This window comes from Microlunatus sp. YIM B11417, assembly GCF_059617205.1.
In genome coordinates, this window is sequence record NZ_JCAMPJ010000003.1 from 501,403 (window position 1) to 516,448 (window position 15,046).

Sequence of the window (15,046 nt, forward strand, 5' to 3'; positions counted from 1 at the left end):
AGGATGACCGACCACACGCTCACCCAGATCTACGTACTGCTGGACCGCAGCGGCTCGATGCAGTCGATCAAGAACGACGTCGAAGGCGGGTTCGCGGCGTTCATCGAGGAACAGCGCGCCGGCCAGGGGACCTGCCGGGTCAGCCTGGCCCAGTTCGACGACCGCTACGAAGAGGTCTACACCGACCGCCCGGTGGCCGACGTGCCGTCGCTCGACCTGCAGCCGCGCGGTTCGACGGCCCTGCTCGACGCGATGGGCCGGCTGATCACCGACGCCGGCGCCCGGCTCGCCGCGCTGCCCGAGGAGCAGCGGCCCGGCACGGTCGTCGTCGCGATCATGACCGACGGGATGGAGAACGCCAGCCGCGAGTGGACCCACCCGGCCATCAAGGCCCTGGTGGAGCAGCAGACCAAGAGCTACAACTGGCAGTTCCTCTACATGGGTGCCGACCAGGACGCCATCGAGGTCGGCGCCTCGATCGGCATCCAGCGCGACTACGCGGTGACCTACGGCCGCGGCCGGAGCGCCGAGGCGATGGCGACCAACAGCGCGAAGATCGCCGCCGTCCGAGCCGCCCGGCTGACCAACCCGGGTGCCGCGATGCCCGCCTTCACCGACGAGGAACGAGCCAACCTGGCCGACTGACCCGATGTCGCAGAAGTGCCCCGCTGCGAGGTGAAAGTGCCGAGATCCGCACTTGTGCCCACAGCGGGGCACCTCTGCGACACGCCTCGACGCAGCGCGGCGGCTGCGGCGGTCATGGCGATCGTTGTCCCGCGTTGAGGTGTCACCGGGCGGAAGGCGAATCTGCGGGCGGATCGGCGTGGGGGCGATGACGTTATTTCTCCACAGGTGGCGAGCTCCGGGCCGCTGCCACGCGGCAACGCTCGAACGGAGGAGGAATCGCGACACGATCAGCTGTCCCTCCCGGGTGCTGGCGCGCCTCCAGCCCGGCGCCGCCTCGCTGCGACATCCCGTAGCCGGTGTGCGTGGGATCGGCCGCGGCCGACCGGAACCCTCGACCGGTCACTTCGGCAGCGACACGCCGCCAGAAACGCTGCTGTTGTGACCGGTCGGGGGGATGTGGGGGATCGCGCGGGCTCAGCGCGGGACACGCGTCAACGCAGCGCGGTGGCCCACGTGGCCGAATACGCGGCGAGGAACTCGGCGACCGATCGCCAGTAATCGCCGTGGCCGTTCAGGAACATCGAGGCCCACGGCTCGTCGCCTTGGGCGTGAGCAGCGCGGAGGCTGTCGTAGCTGGCCCGGGCCCTCTGCGTCATCGCGTCGGGGAGACCGGCGCGCAGGGCATCGTCCGCGTCGTAGCCGGCGATGAAGGCGGCCAGTCGGTCGCCCGCGCCACGGAGTTCGTCGGGGTTGAGGCCGGCGAAGGACTGTGCCGCGTAGGCCAGGTCCCACAACCTGGTGCTCGGCCCGGCCCCGTCCCAGTCGATGAAGACCCAGCGTTCGCCGACGATCAGGTTCCAGGGCGCGAGGTCGTTGTGGCAGATCAGGTCGCCTGCGGGTCCTGGAACGGCGAGGTCCCAGGCAGGCGGGTCGACGGGGTAGCCCTCGCTCGCGTCATGGATGCCTCGGACCATCGTGCCGACCCGTCGAAGGTCGTCCGCACCGAACCGGGGCAGGTTCTGGGCCAGGGCGCCGTCGACGTACTCGAGGATCTGGCGGCCGCGCTCGTCGCGGCCGAGGGGCCGGGGCGCGTCGATGCCGGCCGCGCGCAGGTGGGTGACGTAGCTGTTCACCTTCGGTGTGTTCGGCAGCCAGGGTTTCCGCACGGTCGGCCCGATCCGGACGACTCCGGCCGAGGCGTTCCCGCCTTCGAGCGGCTCCTCGGGGTCCATCGTCCCAACCTGGCATGGCCCGGCTTCCGGCGCGACCGGATTCCTTCTTGGCACGGTTGCCGAGCGGATTTACAAAGGCGGTCGGGATCGCGCATGCTCAGTGCAGGGTGGACGGATTGCTGAACAGGGTGAGCGGGAAGATAGGGTCTGGCGCGTGGATTCTTTGGTGCTGCTACCGGCGGTCGACGTGGCCGGAGGACAGGCCGTGCAACTCGTGCAGGGCAAGGCGGGCACGGAGAAGCGGTTCGGGGAGCCGAATGCGGCGGCGCGGCGCTGGGCCGAGGCGGGGGCCGAGTGGATCCACCTGGTCGATCTCGATGCGGCGTTCGGGCGCGGCGACAACGCGGCGCTGATCGCGGAGGTGATCGCCGGCCTCGCGGGTGATCATCCGAACCTGAAGGTCGAACTGTCCGGCGGGATCCGCGACGACGCGAGCCTGAGCCGTGCGCTGTCCACCGGCTGCGCCCGGGTCAACATCGGCACCGCGGCGCTGGAGCGGCCGGATTGGTGCACCAAGATCATCGCGGACCACGGCGAGCAGATCGCGATCGGGCTGGACGTGCGCGGCACCCGGCTGGCCGCTCGCGGCTGGACCCAGGAGGGCGGCGACCTGTACGAGACGCTGAACCGGCTGAACGCCGCCGGCTGCGCCCGCTACGTGGTCACCGACGTCGCCTCGGACGGCATGCTGGCCGGGCCCAACCTGGACCTGCTGCGGGACGTCTGCTCCCGTACCGACGCCGCGGTGATCGCCAGCGGCGGCGTGTCAAGCCTGGACGACATCGCGGCCCTGGTCACGCTCGTGCCCGAGGGTGTCGAGGGCGCGATCATCGGCACGGCCCTGTACGTGGGCAATCTGACGCTTCCCGAGGCCCTTCGACAGGCTCAGGGCGCGAAGGCGAGCGGACCGGTTTCATGACCCTGCTCACCGAGACCGCCACGGGATCGTCCCCGTTCGGCGGGGCACGGCTGCGGGAGCGCTTGGCCGGGATGACGGTGCTGGTCACCGGCGTCACCGGGTTCATCGGCGAGCAGTTGCTCTGGAAGATCCTCACCGAGCTGCCGGACACGAAGGCGGCGGTGCTGGTCCGCCGGAAGCGGTCGGCCAGCGGCCGGGACCGGATGCTCACGCTGCTCAAGAAGAAGATCTTCAGCGACCTGCGGGACGCGGCCGGCGGCGCCGAGGCGCTGCTGGACTCCCGGGTGATCGTCGTCGAGGGCGACCTGCCAGGAGTGCCGGAGCTGCCGGCCGGGATCGACGTGGTGATCCACTCGGCCGGCGACGTGTCGTTCGACCCGCCGATCGACCAGGCCTTCACCACCAACGTGCTGGGTTCCTCGGCCCTGGTGGACCGGCTGATCGAGGCCAACACCGACGCGTCGGGCGCCCTGACCAAGCTGCCGCACTACGTCCACATCTCCACGGCCTACACCGCCGGCCGCCGCCGCGGCGTGATCCCGGAGACGGCCCACGCGCACGACATCGACTACCGCGCGGAGACCAAGGCCGGCCTGGCGATGCGGGAGCTGATCGAAGCGGAGTCGCGTACGTCGGCCAGGCTGACCAAGCTCCGCAAGCAGGCCGAGCGGGAGCACCGGGCGGCCGGCTACCTGACCACCGCCGAGGACACCGAACGCCGGCGCAAGGAGTGGGTCAGCGCTGAACTGGTCAAGGCCGGCACCGAGCGCGCCCGGTCGCTGGGCTGGACGGACGCCTACACGTTCACCAAGGCCCTCGGCGAGCGCGCCGTGGCCGAGCACGGGGCGAACATCCGGGTCTCGGTGGTCCGTCCCGCGATCGTCGAATCCAGCTGGGTGCACCCGTACCCGGGCTGGATCGAGGGCTACAAGATGGCCGAGCCGATCATCCTCGCGTACGGCCGCGGCGACCTGCCCGAGTTCCCGGCCTCCCCGGACGCGATCGTCGACATCGTGCCGTGCGACCACGTCGTGAACGCGATCATCGCGGCCGCCGCGACCGAGCCGGAGGTCGGCAAGCCCGAGTACTACCACGTGTCCTCCGGGGCGCGGAACCCGCTGACCTTCCGGGACCTGTACAGGCACGTCCGGGCCTACTTCACGGCCCACCCGTTCTCCGGCGGTGAGCGCGGTGCGGCCCACCTGCCGACCTGGAAGTTCCCCGGTGCCGCGTCGATCGAGCGGATCCTGGTCACCTCCGAACGGGCGCACACGGTGGCCGACCGGCTGGTCTCGATCGCTCCCAGGTCGAACCGCACCCGGACCATGGCCGCCGGCCTGGACAAGATCCGGACCCGGATCGACTTCTTCCGGAAGTACCTCTCGCTCTACAACGAGTACCTGCAGTCCGAGCTCCACTTCGTCGACGACAACACGCTGGCGCTGCACCACGCGCTGCATCCCGACGACCACGAGTCGTTCGCCTTCGACACCTCGGTGTACGACTGGACGACGTACCTCGAGGACGTGCACTGCCCGTCGATCACCAGCCCGGTGCGCCGGATGGACGCGCTGCGCCGCAAGCGGGGCAACCGGGCGACGACGATGCGCGACCTGTCCAAGGACACCGCGGGCTCGTCGGCGCTGGCCGTGTTCGACCTGGACGGCACGATCATGTCGACGAACGTGATCGAGCAGTACCTGTGGACCCGGCTGCCGGAGCTGTCCCGGTCCGCCCAGCTGGCCGAGGTCGGCCAGGTGCTGCGGCGGCTGCCGACCTACCTGCGCACCGAGCGGCGGGACCGCGGCAGCTTCCTGCGCGCCGTCTACCGGCGCTACGCCGGTGCCGACCTGGCCGCGCTCGAGGAGCACATCGACCACGACCTGGCGCCGCACATCCTGAGCCGGCTCTCGCCCGAGGCGGTACGCCGCGTACGGGCCCACCGGGCCGCCGGGCACCGGACGATCCTGATCACCGGCGTCGTCGCGCCGCTGACCCGGCCGTTGCGGCCGCTGTTCGACGAGATCGTCGCGGCCGAGCTCGCCACCGACGCGGACGGCCGCTGCACCGGCTTCCTGACCGGCCCGCCGCTGGTCGGCGAGTCCCGGCCGGCCTGGCTGCGGCACTACGCCGACACCCACGGGATCGACCTGGCCAAGAGCTACGCGTACGCCGACTCCCACTCAGACCTGCCGATGCTGACCGCGGTCGGCAACGCGGTCGCGGTGACACCCGACATCGCGTTGATGCGCGCGGCCTCCGCGAACCAGTGGTCGGTGGTGGAATGGAGGATCAGGCCCGACAGCCCGCGCTGGGCGTTGCCCGGTCCGCAGCAGTGACGGCTCGCGTACCGCAGCCGATCATGGAACAGACGAACAACAGGGGAGAACGTTAGAGATGGCCCGTCCCGGCTTCGTGCTCGAGGTCGAGGAACGCACGCCGCCGCTCGTCGTCCACTCCGGCGACACTGTGGTGCGTCAGTTGTTCCCCCTCGGCGCCAAGGTGGTCTATCCGCCCGATCCGCTGCCCGCGCTGGCCGACGTCCGCGGTGAGGTCGGCCGCGCGCTGGACCAGCCGCTCGGCGGCGACCCGCTGGCCGCCCGGCTCCGGCCGGACAGCCGGCTCACCGTCGTCGTCGAGGACCTCAGCGTCCCGGTGCCGTCGATGCCGGATCCCGACGTCCGCGGTGTGATCGTCGAGGAGGTGCTCAGCCGGGCGGCCGACGCCGGCGTCGACGACGTCGAGGTGATCGTCGGGACCGGGCTGCGCCGCCGGCTGACCGGCGCCGAGCTGCGCCGCCTGGTCGGCGAGCGGGTGTTCCGCTCCTTCGTCGGCGACGGGCTGCTGCGCAACCACGACGCCGAGGACGACAACCGGCTGACCGCGATCGGCTCGGTGTCCGACACGCTGACCGTACGGATCGACCGGAGGGTCGTCGAGTCCGACCTGGTCGTCGTGGTCCGGGTGGCCGGGCAACCGGCGCCGGCCTTCGACATTCCGGAGGGCAGCCTGGGCCACTGGCTGGCCGCCAGTCTCGGCTCGACCGCGACGATCACCGGCCTGACCGGCCCCGACGGCGAGTCGGTGGCCCGGCTGGTGGGCGGTTCGGTGACCGCGTTCGCCGTCGACGCGGTGCTGGACAACCGCACCTTCGGTGCGCCGGTGGAGTTCCTGGGCAAGCGCGAATGGGAGTGGAGCCTGCGCGACCAGGCCCGTGCGTACGGACTGCGGCAGGGACTCTCGTTGATCCCGGCCAAGCTCCGCCGCAGCCTGGCCGGCAGCCTGCCCGGCGGATACGGCGTGGTCAGCGTGGCCGCCGGCGATCCCGCGCTGGTCGCCGACGCGGCCGCCGAGACCGTACGGGCTCAGCAGCGGGTCGAGGTCGAGGGCCAGGCCGATGTCGCCGTGATCGGCGTACCGCAGGCCGGGCCGGGCAGCCTCGGCTCGGTGACCAACCCGATCCTGGCCGCGTGGTCCGGGCTGGTCGGCACCCTCGGCGCGGCGACCGGCAAGCCCGTGGTCCGCGACGGCGGCGCGGTGATCCTCTACCACCCGGCGCGGAGCGAGTTCTCGCCGCTGCACCACCCGTCCTACGTCGATTTCTTCGACGAGGTGCTGCCGTCCGGCGTGACCGCGGAGGCGTTCGGCCGGTTCGCCACCGACGAGTGGTACCGGCATCTGTACCGGACCAGCCACGCGTTCCACGGCGTGCACCCGTTCCTGACCTGGGCCGAGGTGACCGCGGCGACCGCCCGGCTGTCCGACGTGGTCTGGGTCGGCGGCAACCGGAACACGGTGGCGCGGATGGGCTTCCGGGCCGCGTCCAGCCTGACCGACGCGTTGGAGATGACCGCGGCCTCGGTCGGCTCCGACCCGACGATCAGCTATCTGCACAGTCCGCCGCGCCTGCTGGCGGAGGTGACATGAGCAGCGTCGCCGCGGCCGTCGAGGTCGCGTACCAGACGCTGCTCCGGCCGGCACTCCGGGCCGGTCTCTCGCTCGAGACGTACGGGTCCGCGGAACTGCGCGCCCGGACCGGGCCGCTGGTGTTCCTGGTCGGCGACGGGTCCCGGGCCGATCGCCAGCTCGCCGTGGCCGGCCTGCCCCGCCCGCTGCGCGGCCGTACGATTCCGGTCGCCGACGCCGGTCAGGCGCCCGGCCTGCTGGACCGCGGCTGGAACGTCGTCGGCACCGCCGATCAGGCGATCGCCGCGATCGCGGTGCGGTTCCGGGTGCCGATCATCCCGGTCGGGGTCCGCGGCAGCGTCGCGGCCATCGAGCCGGGCCGGATCCGGCCGGTGCCGGGCCGGCCCCGCGTCGTCGTCCGGTACGGCACGCCGCTGGAAACACGCGTCGGCGAAGCGCCGCTCGCCCTGGCCGCCCGCGCCGTCGCGGCGGTCGAGGCCCTGGTCGCCGAGGACGCCGCCACCTGGTGGACCGTACGGCAACGGCAGGCGAACGGGCTGCCGGCCGCTGCCGAGGCCCCGGCCGTCCGCGGCTGGCGACGGACCTGGCAGCAGACCGAACCGCCGGTCCTCGGCGGACCGAACCGGCGCGGACGGATCTGGCAGCGCTGAGCAGAGACCTCCGGCACGGCCACTCGCCGCAGAGTGGAGCTTCCCGCGTGCCGCCAACCCCGAGCAGGTAAGGAGCACAGTGGTAGACCAGCCGGCCAGCGACGGCCTGATCTGGCAACCCATCACCCCGGCCGACCTGGACGACCTGGGCGCCCTGCTGACCGCGATCGAGCACCTCGACGAACCGAGTGAGCGGCACAGCATGGACGCCCTGGCGGACGCCTTCGTCGGCGCCGAGACCAGCCCGAGCGCCGACACCCTGCTGGGCCGCGACGGCGGCGGCATGGCGGTCGCGTACGCCTGGAATCACCCGGTGGCCACCGACGTCGACCCGCGCCGGGTCTACCTGACCGGCGGCGTCCACCCGGGCTGGCGGAGGCAGGCGATCGGCCGGCAGTTGCTCGCCTGGCAGCTGGACCGGGCCCGCGCGTGGTACGACGAGAGCTACGCGCCGCCGATGGGACCACTGCAGCTCACCGCGTACGTCGACGAGAAGCTCGAGGTGCACCAGCGCCTCTACCGGGCCGCCGGGCTGGAACCGGTGCGCTGGTTCGCCGACATGGGCCTCACCTTCGACAAGGGTGCCGACGGCCGCCCGGTGCCGCCGCCGCCCGGCCCGGCCCCGGACGGGATCCGACTGGTCCCGTACAGCAAGAAGCTGTCCGAGGCGGTCCGGCTCGCGCACAACGACGCCTTCGCGGACCACTGGGGCTCGCAGCCGGTGGCCCGCGGCCCGTGGGAGGACCAGCTGAGCCGTTCGGTGGCCCGGCCGAGCTGGTCCTGGGTGGCGCTCGACGCGGCGACCAGCGAGGTGGCCGGCTACGCCATCAACTCCGCCTACGAGCAGGACTGGGAGGCGCAGGGCTTCTCGGAGGGTTGGACCGAACGGCTCGGGGTGCGGCACGCCTACCGCGGCCGCGGCATCGCCCGAGCGCTGCTGACCGCCTCGATGACGTCGTTCGCCGAGGCCGGGCTGGACGGCGCCGGGATCGGCGTCGACTCGGACAGCCCGACCGCCGGCATCAACCTCTACCCGGAGCTCGGCTACACCGCCTCCAGCACGATCGTCATGTACGCGAAGCTGGAGCAGCGCGGCCCTGAGCAGGCCGCGGACGATTCGCACTAGGATCGACGGCATGTCGGGTCATTCCAAGTGGGCAACCACCAAGCACAAGAAGGCCGTGATCGATGCACGGCGGGGCAAGCTGTTCGCCAAGCTGATCAAGAACATCGAGGTGGCGGCCCGGGTCGGCGGCGGAGACCCGGCCGGCAACCCGACCCTGTACGACGCGATCCAGAAGGCCAAGAAGTCGTCGGTACCGAACGACAACATCGACCGCGCCGTCAAGCGCGGCTCGGGCGCCGAGGGCGGCGGGGCGGACTACGAGACGCTGATGTACGAGGCGTACGGGCCGGCCGGCGTGGCGCTGCTGATCGAGTGCCTGACCGACAACCGGAACCGGTCCGCCTCCGACGTCCGGGTCGCGGTCACCCGCAACGGCGGCACCATGGCCGACGTCGGCTCGACCGCCCGGATGTTCAACCGCAAGGGCGTCGTCATCGTCGGCAAGGAGCAGGAGGGCAAGTCGCTCACCGAGGACGACCTGCTGGAGGCGACCCTCGAGGCCGGGCCGGAGGAGGTCAACGACCTCGGCGAGAACTTCGAGATCATCACCGACCCGAACGACCTGGTCCAGGTCCGGACCGCGGTCCAGGAGGCCGGCCTCGACTACGAGTCGGCCGAGGTGTCGTTCGTGCCGTCGTTCACCCAGGAGATCGACGTGCCGACCGCGGAGAAGGTGTTCAAGATCATCGAAGCCCTCGAGGACTCCGACGACGTGCAGAACGTCTACGCGAACTTCGACGCGCCCGACGAGGCGCTCGTCGACGCCTGAGCTCGCGATGGGCTCGGTGAAGGTCGGAGTCGTCGGCTGTGGTGCCGTCGCCCAGTACGGCCATCTGCCCGCCATCCTGCGGACGCACGGCCTGGAACTCGCGGCCGTCTGCGAGGTCGATCCCGACCGCTTGGCCGAGGTCTCCGACGCGACCGGCGCCCGCGCGTGCGCGTCGCTGGACGAACTGGCCGGCGTCGACCTGGACGCGCTGGTGATCACCTCGCCCGCGCCGCTGCACGAGGAGCACCTGGCCTGGGCGGCCGAGCACCGATTGCCGGTGCTCTGCGAGAAGCCGCTCACGCTGGACGAGGCGGGTTCGCTGCGGGCCATCGAGGCGATGGAGCGGGCCGGGCAGCCGCTCTACGTCGGCTTCACGTACCGGTTCGCGCCGGCCGCTCTGGAGATCCGGCGGCTGCTCCGCGAGGGCGCCGTCGGCGAGCCGCGGGCGTTGCGGCTGATCTATCTCTGGGACCTGCACGGCGCGTTCGCCGACCGGGAGCACTTCAGCGGCGTCAACGAACGCCGCGAGGGCCGGATCGCCGAGGGCGGTCCGATGATCGACTGTGGCGTGCACCAGATCGACCTGGCCCGCTGGTGGCTCGGCGGCGAACCGGTGCCCACCTCGGTGATCGGGATCCGCGTGGAGGGCCGAGAGACGCCGGATCACCTGGTCGCCCACCTCGACGTCGCCGGCTGCCAGGTCATGATCGAGATCAGCATCGCGTACGGGCACACGGCCCCGGCCACCCGGCCGACCTTCAGCTACGAGGTGATCGGCAGCGAGGGCGTGCTGCGCTACCGGCGCGAGGAACGCGAGTTCGTTGCGATCGGCCGGTCCGGCATCCGCGACCTGCCCTGGTCGCCGGAGAAGTCCTTCGACGGCATGTACGCCGCGTTCGCCGGCGCCCTGACCGCCGGCCCCACCGAGCTGCTGCCGACCGGCCGCGACGGCCTGGCCGCCACCAGGATCGCCACCGACCTCAGCGTTCGGGCCGCGGCGCGCTGACAGCTCGGTCGTCCGGTGCGACGGCCCGGGCGTAGCGCTCGGCCAGTTTCCGGACCTCGGCGGCGAGTTCGGGGGCGTCGGGCACCGAGAAGTCGAGATCGAGCATGCTCAGGTAGCGCAGCATCGTGGCCGGGTCGTCCGCGCCCGAGTCGAGGTCGCAGGACTCGTCGTCGACCGCGGTGAGTTCGCCGGCGGTCCGGGGGAGCCGGGCCGCGACCACCGCGAGCGGCGCGTGGATGCGGACCCGGGCGCGGTACTCCCAGGTCGACGTGGCGGCGCCGCGGGCGACGTGCTCGACCAGGCCCTCCGGGGGCGGCGGACGTGGCTCGAACCGCGGGCCGGTCGGGATCCGGGGCGTCAGCCGCTCGACCGGGAAGGTCTGCCATGCGTCGGCCTCGAGGTCGTACCCGACGAGATACCAGCGGCCGCCGTGGTTGACCAGCCGGTACGGCTCGACGGTGCGCCGGGTGGTCGTCCCGGAGTTCGAGGCGTGGTCCAGCCGGAGCCGTTCATGATCACGACAGGCCGCGACCAGCGTGGTCAGGATCGACGGGTCGACGGCCGGCGGGCCGAGCGGGCTGTCGTCCGCGACCGCGACGGTATAGGTCTGCATGGCGTTGATCCGGCGGCGCAACCGTGACGGCAGGGTCAACTCCAGCTTGGCCAGCGCCCGGACCGACGTCTCCTCGAGCCCGGTCACCGCGCCGCCGGCCGCGGTCCGCAGTCCCACCGCGACCGCGACCGCCTCCTCGTCGTCGAGCAGCAGCGGCGGCAGCGTCGCGCCCGGGGCCAGGCCGTAGCCGCCGCCGACGCCCGGCGTCGCCTGCACCGGGTAGCCGAGCTCGCGGAGCCGGTCGACGTCGTTGCGCAGCGTGCGCCGGGCAACGCCGAGCTCGGCGGCCAGGTCGGCGCCCGCCCAGTGCTGGCGCGTCTGGAGCAGTGACAACAGGCGTAGCAGGCGGGTCGAGGTCGTCAACATGAAGCCTATTCTCTCGCTAACGAGGCACGAAACGTGCCGCAATTGCTCGTACGGTCGTCCCATGACGAACAGCGAACTCCGCCCCTTCCGGATCGACCCGCAGTCCGACCTGGACGACCTGCAGGCCCGTCTCGCCAACACCCGCTGGCCGGCCGAGCTGCCCGGCGTCGGCTGGTCGCGCGGCGTGCCGACCGGCTACCTGCGGCGGATCGCGGAGTACTGGCAGCACGGCTACGACTGGCGCGCCGCGGAGGCGGACCTGAACCGGCTGCCGCAGTACCTGACCGAGGTCGACGGCCAGGAGTACCACTTCGCCCACGTCCGTTCGGCCGAGCCGACCGCCCGGCCGCTGCTGATGGTGCACGGCTGGCCGAGTTCGTTCGTCGAGTTCACCCGGCTGGTCGGTCCGCTGACCGATCCGGTGGCGCACGGCGGCCGGGCCGAGGACGCGGTGCACCTGGTGCTGCCGTCGCTGCCCGGCTTCGGGTTCTCGCCGCTCGCCGGGCCCGGCCGGGGCAATCTGTTCGGGGTCGCCGCGGCGTTCGCCGAGATCATGACCCGGCTGGGCTACGACCGGTTCCTCGCCCAGGGCACCGACGTCGGCTCCGGCGTCGTCGGTCTGCTGCCGATGGTCGCGCCGGGCCGCGTCATCGCCACGCATGTCAACGGGCCGAGCCCGTACCCGTTCGGGCCGGCGTTGTCGCTCGACGGCCTGTCCGGCGCGGACCGCGATCGCGCCGAGCGGTTCAACGCGTTCCAGCAGGACGGCGCCGGCTATCTGCACGTCCAGGCGACCCGGCCGCAGACCATCGGGTACGGCCTCACCGACTCACCGGTGGCCCAGTTGGGCTGGATCGTGGAGAAGTTCGCGGAGTGGACGGACCCGGCCAAGGAACTGCCGGAGGACGCCGTCGATCTCGACCAGCTGCTGACCAACGTGAGCATCTCCTGGTTCAACCAGGTCGGCGTCTCGTCCGCGCACGCCCTGTACGACGGCATGCAGGCGTACCGGGAGTTCGCCCGGTCCGCCTCGGACGCGGGGGAGCAGGGCGGCTGGGAGCCGCCGCCGGCGCCGCCGTCCGCGGTCGCCGTGTTCGCCGGTGATCTGACGGTCCGCCGGGAGGTCGACCCGGCCGGCGCCCACGCCCGCTGGACCGAGTACGACCGCGGCGGCCACTTCCCGGCGATGGAGGTGCCCGACCTGCTCGTCGAGGACCTCCGGGCATTCTTCCGGGAGCACTGAGTCAGGTTCGCCAGAGCCCGATCCGGTCGGCGAACGCCGCCTCGACCGCCGCGACGATCCCGTCCGGCGCCAGGGCCTCGCGCAGGCCGGCCGGATCGGGGACGACGATCGACTCGCCCCACTGGAACAGCGTGGTCAGCGGCCCGGCCCAGGCCGGTTCGAGTTCGCCCCCGCGGAGTGCTGCCGTACGGCGGTCGGTGGTCCAGGTCCGGTCCTGCACGCTGACCAGGCCGGCGACCGCGAGCAGCGTCTTCCGGCCGACCCGCCTGGCCAGCGCGGCCGGGTCGGCGTCCACGCCGTCCCGCCAGCCGGCCGCGTGGAGACCGAGGTCGCCGTTGAAGGCCCGGGCGGCCCGCCGGTCGGCGGGGTAGGGCGGCTCGACCGGGCGCTCCGTCGGGTTCAGCGGGACGCAGTAGTGGCGCCGGAACACCCGATTGCCGTACGGAACGTCGCCCTCGCCGTCGTACTCCTGCCACCCGACGACCCCCACGTCCACCGAACGGCAGAGCCCGGCGAACCGGGCCGAGAGCTCGCGGCCGAGGTCGGCGGCCGCCGTCGCCGGGAGCCCGACCGCCAGCAGGTCGACGTCGGACCGGCCGACCACCGCCTGCCCGGTCGCGACCGAACCGTACAGCTGCACCTCGACGGACCGGTCGGCCCCGGCGACCGCGGCCGACGCCGCCTCGAGGACCGGTTCGAAGGCGCCGGGCACCCGGCCGCGGGCGGCGCCGGTCACGATGCAGCCACGGTCGTCCACGCCCTCCCACGGATCTCGCACGGGCCACCTCCGATCCGGGCCGACGGTACACCGCGGAGCTCGGTGGTCCGGCAGCTCAGCGGCGCTCGAGGCCGGCGAAGAACTGGCGTACGTCGTCGATCAACAGGTCCGGCGCGTCGTAGGCGCCGTAGTGGCTGCCCCGGTCCGCCTCGGTCCAGGACACCAGGTTGTGGTGTCGCTCGACGAAGGCCCGGACCGAGGGCAGGTCCTGCGGGAACTGGATCACGCCGAGCGGCACGTCGGCCGCGTCCGGCAGCTGCTCCCGGTCGGCCTCGGCGTAGATCCGGATCGCCGAGCCGGCGGTGTTGGTCAGCCAGTGCACCGAGGCATGGGTGAGGATCGCCTCGATCTCCTGATGGCCCATGCACTGGACGTTCCAGCCGACCAGCCCGGCCGGCGAGTCGGTGATCGCGTGGGCGAGGCTCTGCGGCTGCTCGCTGTGCACCATCCCGTACGCGGCGGTCGTGGAGAACTGCTGCCAGGCCTCCATCGCGGCCCGGTCCCGCGGCGACAGGCCGGCGATCAACTCCGGGTCGTCGGGGGCGTCGAACCAGGCCTCGGTGACGTGCGCCCCGATCACCGCGGCGGGCGCCAGTCGCCCCATCTCCGGCGCGATGCCACAGCCCCAGTCGTTGCCGACCGTGCCGTACCGGTCGTAGCCGAGGCGCCGCATCAGCTCGACGAAGGCGGCCGCGATCCGGCCGACGCCCCAGCCGGTGTCCGGGGTCGGACCGGAGAAGCCGAAGCCGGGCAGCGACGGCAGCACGAGGTCGAACGCCACGCTCGGGTCCAGGCCGTGGGCGGCCGGGTCGCTGAGCGGGCCGAGGACGTTGATGTACTCGAAGACGGAGCCCGGCCAGCCGTGGCACAGGATCAGCGGGATCGCGTTCGGCTGCGGTGACCTGATCCAGCCGAAGTGGATCCGGGTGCCGTCGATCTCGGTCTCGTAGTGCGGGTACGCGTTCAGCCTGGCCTCCCAGGACCGCCAGTCGTAGCGGTCCTGCCAGTACGTCACCAGCTCCCGGACCCGGGCGCTCGAGGTGCCGTAGTCGACGTCGCCGCCGGCGGGTTCGGGCGCCCAGCGGGTCCGGGCCAGCCGGTCCCTGAGGTCGGCGAGGTCGGCGTCGGGTACGTGGATCGGCGCCGGCTGGATCTGGTCGGTCATGGGGGCTCCTTGTCTCGGTTCGGTCCTTCACCCCGGAGGTCGGAGCCGGTGCGCCGCCGTCGACATCGGGTTACCCTCGAATTCCCGCCGAGGATCCGATCATGACGACCGCCAGCGAAGCCGACTCCACCAGTCCCGCCACCGGGCCGATGAGCTGGGTGCTGGCGTCCCTGCTCGCCTTCAGCGCGATCCTGCCCCTGATGACCCTGGCCTTGGCCGTTCCGCCGCAGCTGATCGTGCCGGTCGCCGTGCTGGCGGGCGCCCTGCCGGCCGGCCTCGCCGCGAGCTGGGTCCGCAACGTCCTCGGCGCCGGCGTGCGCAGCCGCGTCCTGGCCGTGGTCGCGACGACAGCGGCGTTGTCGCTCGTGGTGGCGCTCGGCCTGTTCCTCGCCATCATGCTCGTGCCGGTGCCGATCCTCGTCCATCTGCCGGTCGCGGCCCTGATCCTCGGCGGCATCGCGACCTGGGCCGCCTGGCGATTCCGCCGTCCCGGCCGGCAGGTGGTCCGGGACGTCCTGCTCTCGCTCGCCCTGCTGCTGGCCGGTGCCTTGGTGATCATGCTCGTGCTCCGCGGCGGCTGCATGATCGTCACCTGCAGTGCCTACTCCGGACCGGTCTGACGGCC

Annotated in this window: 14 protein-coding genes; 10 read left to right on the forward strand and 4 right to left on the reverse strand. The window is 72.4% G+C overall.

All coding sequences use genetic code 11. From position 1 onward, the window contains the following. The first annotated feature begins 3 nt into the window (after nt 1–3). A complete protein-coding gene (locus AC6CCG_RS17490) occupies nt 4–645 on the forward strand; it encodes a vWA domain-containing protein (protein ID WP_496655873.1) in 642 nt (213 codons plus the stop codon). A 473-nt stretch (nt 646–1,118) separates the two neighbouring features. On the opposite strand, the gene AC6CCG_RS17495 is transcribed toward AC6CCG_RS17490, so the two are convergent. After that, complete coding sequence (locus AC6CCG_RS17495) at nt 1,119–1,859, reverse strand: phosphotransferase (RefSeq protein ID WP_496655874.1); 741 nt, start codon at nt 1,857–1,859, stop codon at nt 1,119–1,121. A 154-nt stretch (nt 1,860–2,013) separates the two neighbouring features. On the opposite strand from AC6CCG_RS17495, the gene priA reads away from it, so the two are divergent. The 7 genes from priA to AC6CCG_RS17530 all read left to right on the forward strand — a co-directional run bounded on the left by priA (nt 2,014) and on the right by AC6CCG_RS17530 (nt 10,256). Further along, entirely contained in the window at nt 2,014–2,778 is a 765-nt protein-coding gene (priA, locus tag AC6CCG_RS17500; RefSeq protein ID WP_496655875.1) for a bifunctional 1-(5-phosphoribosyl)-5-((5-phosphoribosylamino)methylideneamino)imidazole-4-carboxamide isomerase/phosphoribosylanthranilate isomerase PriA, read from the forward strand. Beyond that, on the forward strand, nt 2,775–5,117 hold the full coding sequence (locus AC6CCG_RS17505) for an HAD-IB family hydrolase (protein ID WP_496655876.1): 2,343 nt from the start codon (nt 2,775–2,777) through the stop codon (nt 5,115–5,117). The genes priA and AC6CCG_RS17505 overlap by 4 nt, the downstream gene beginning before the upstream one ends. Nucleotides 5,118–5,175: 58 nt before the next feature. After that, nucleotides 5,176–6,705 (forward strand): lactate racemase domain-containing protein, encoded by a 1,530-nt coding sequence (locus tag AC6CCG_RS17510; RefSeq protein ID WP_496655877.1) that lies wholly within the window; start codon nt 5,176–5,178, stop codon nt 6,703–6,705. Further along, nucleotides 6,702–7,355 carry a hypothetical protein gene (locus tag AC6CCG_RS17515; RefSeq protein WP_496655878.1) on the forward strand — a complete coding sequence of 218 codons (654 nt, stop codon included), beginning with the start codon at nt 6,702–6,704 and terminating at the stop codon, nt 7,353–7,355. Before AC6CCG_RS17510 ends, AC6CCG_RS17515 begins: the two co-directional genes overlap by 4 nt. 79 nt (nt 7,356–7,434) lie before the next feature. After that, complete coding sequence (locus tag AC6CCG_RS17520; RefSeq protein ID WP_496655879.1) at nt 7,435–8,481, forward strand: GNAT family N-acetyltransferase; 1,047 nt, start codon at nt 7,435–7,437, stop codon at nt 8,479–8,481. 10 nt (nt 8,482–8,491) lie between these two features. Beyond that, nucleotides 8,492–9,250: a YebC/PmpR family DNA-binding transcriptional regulator gene (locus AC6CCG_RS17525; RefSeq protein WP_496655880.1), complete on the forward strand. Its 759-nt coding sequence runs from the start codon at nt 8,492–8,494 to the stop codon at nt 9,248–9,250. A gap of 7 nt (nt 9,251–9,257) precedes the next feature. After that, a complete protein-coding gene (locus AC6CCG_RS17530; RefSeq protein WP_496655881.1) occupies nt 9,258–10,256 on the forward strand; it encodes a Gfo/Idh/MocA family protein in 999 nt (332 codons plus the stop codon). Here AC6CCG_RS17530 and AC6CCG_RS17535 read toward each other — a convergent pair. Beyond that, nucleotides 10,231–11,235, reverse strand: coding sequence for a helix-turn-helix transcriptional regulator (locus AC6CCG_RS17535; RefSeq protein ID WP_496655882.1), 1,005 nt, complete (start codon nt 11,233–11,235; stop codon nt 10,231–10,233). The two genes, AC6CCG_RS17530 and AC6CCG_RS17535, sit on opposite strands and share 26 nt — an antisense overlap. 61 nt (nt 11,236–11,296) lie before the next feature. Between AC6CCG_RS17535 and AC6CCG_RS17540 the strand changes: the two genes are divergently transcribed. Beyond that, nucleotides 11,297–12,478, forward strand: a complete 1,182-nt coding sequence (locus AC6CCG_RS17540) for an epoxide hydrolase family protein (RefSeq protein ID WP_496655883.1) — start codon at nt 11,297–11,299, stop codon at nt 12,476–12,478. A 1-nt stretch (nt 12,479) separates the two neighbouring features. On the opposite strand, the gene AC6CCG_RS17545 is transcribed toward AC6CCG_RS17540, so the two are convergent. Both AC6CCG_RS17545 and AC6CCG_RS17550 read right to left on the reverse strand, forming a co-directional pair. Then, entirely contained in the window at nt 12,480–13,256 is a 777-nt protein-coding gene (locus tag AC6CCG_RS17545) for a hypothetical protein (protein ID WP_496655884.1), read from the reverse strand. 55 nt (nt 13,257–13,311) lie between these two features. Further along, nucleotides 13,312–14,421: an epoxide hydrolase family protein gene (locus AC6CCG_RS17550; protein WP_496655885.1), complete on the reverse strand. Its 1,110-nt coding sequence runs from the start codon at nt 14,419–14,421 to the stop codon at nt 13,312–13,314. 101 nt (nt 14,422–14,522) lie between these two features. On the opposite strand from AC6CCG_RS17550, the gene AC6CCG_RS17555 reads away from it, so the two are divergent. Next, a complete protein-coding gene (locus tag AC6CCG_RS17555) occupies nt 14,523–15,041 on the forward strand; it encodes a hypothetical protein (RefSeq protein WP_496655886.1) in 519 nt (172 codons plus the stop codon). Nucleotides 15,042–15,046: the final 5 nt, after the last annotated feature.

Coding starts and splice junctions, on each gene's coding strand:
- AC6CCG_RS17490 (WP_496655873.1), top strand. CDS start 4: ATGACCGACCACACGCTCACCCAGATCTACGTACTGCTGGACCGCAGC.
- AC6CCG_RS17495 (WP_496655874.1), bottom strand. CDS start 1,859: ATGGACCCCGAGGAGCCGCTCGAAGGCGGGAACGCCTCGGCCGGAGTC.
- AC6CCG_RS17505 (WP_496655876.1), top strand. CDS start 2,775: ATGACCCTGCTCACCGAGACCGCCACGGGATCGTCCCCGTTCGGCGGG.
- AC6CCG_RS17510 (WP_496655877.1), top strand. CDS start 5,176: ATGGCCCGTCCCGGCTTCGTGCTCGAGGTCGAGGAACGCACGCCGCCG.
- AC6CCG_RS17515 (WP_496655878.1), top strand. CDS start 6,702: ATGAGCAGCGTCGCCGCGGCCGTCGAGGTCGCGTACCAGACGCTGCTC.
- AC6CCG_RS17525 (WP_496655880.1), top strand. CDS start 8,492: ATGTCGGGTCATTCCAAGTGGGCAACCACCAAGCACAAGAAGGCCGTG.
- AC6CCG_RS17530 (WP_496655881.1), top strand. CDS start 9,258: ATGGGCTCGGTGAAGGTCGGAGTCGTCGGCTGTGGTGCCGTCGCCCAG.
- AC6CCG_RS17535 (WP_496655882.1), bottom strand. CDS start 11,235: ATGTTGACGACCTCGACCCGCCTGCTACGCCTGTTGTCACTGCTCCAG.
- AC6CCG_RS17540 (WP_496655883.1), top strand. CDS start 11,297: ATGACGAACAGCGAACTCCGCCCCTTCCGGATCGACCCGCAGTCCGAC.
- AC6CCG_RS17550 (WP_496655885.1), bottom strand. CDS start 14,421: ATGACCGACCAGATCCAGCCGGCGCCGATCCACGTACCCGACGCCGAC.
- AC6CCG_RS17555 (WP_496655886.1), top strand. CDS start 14,523: ATGACGACCGCCAGCGAAGCCGACTCCACCAGTCCCGCCACCGGGCCG.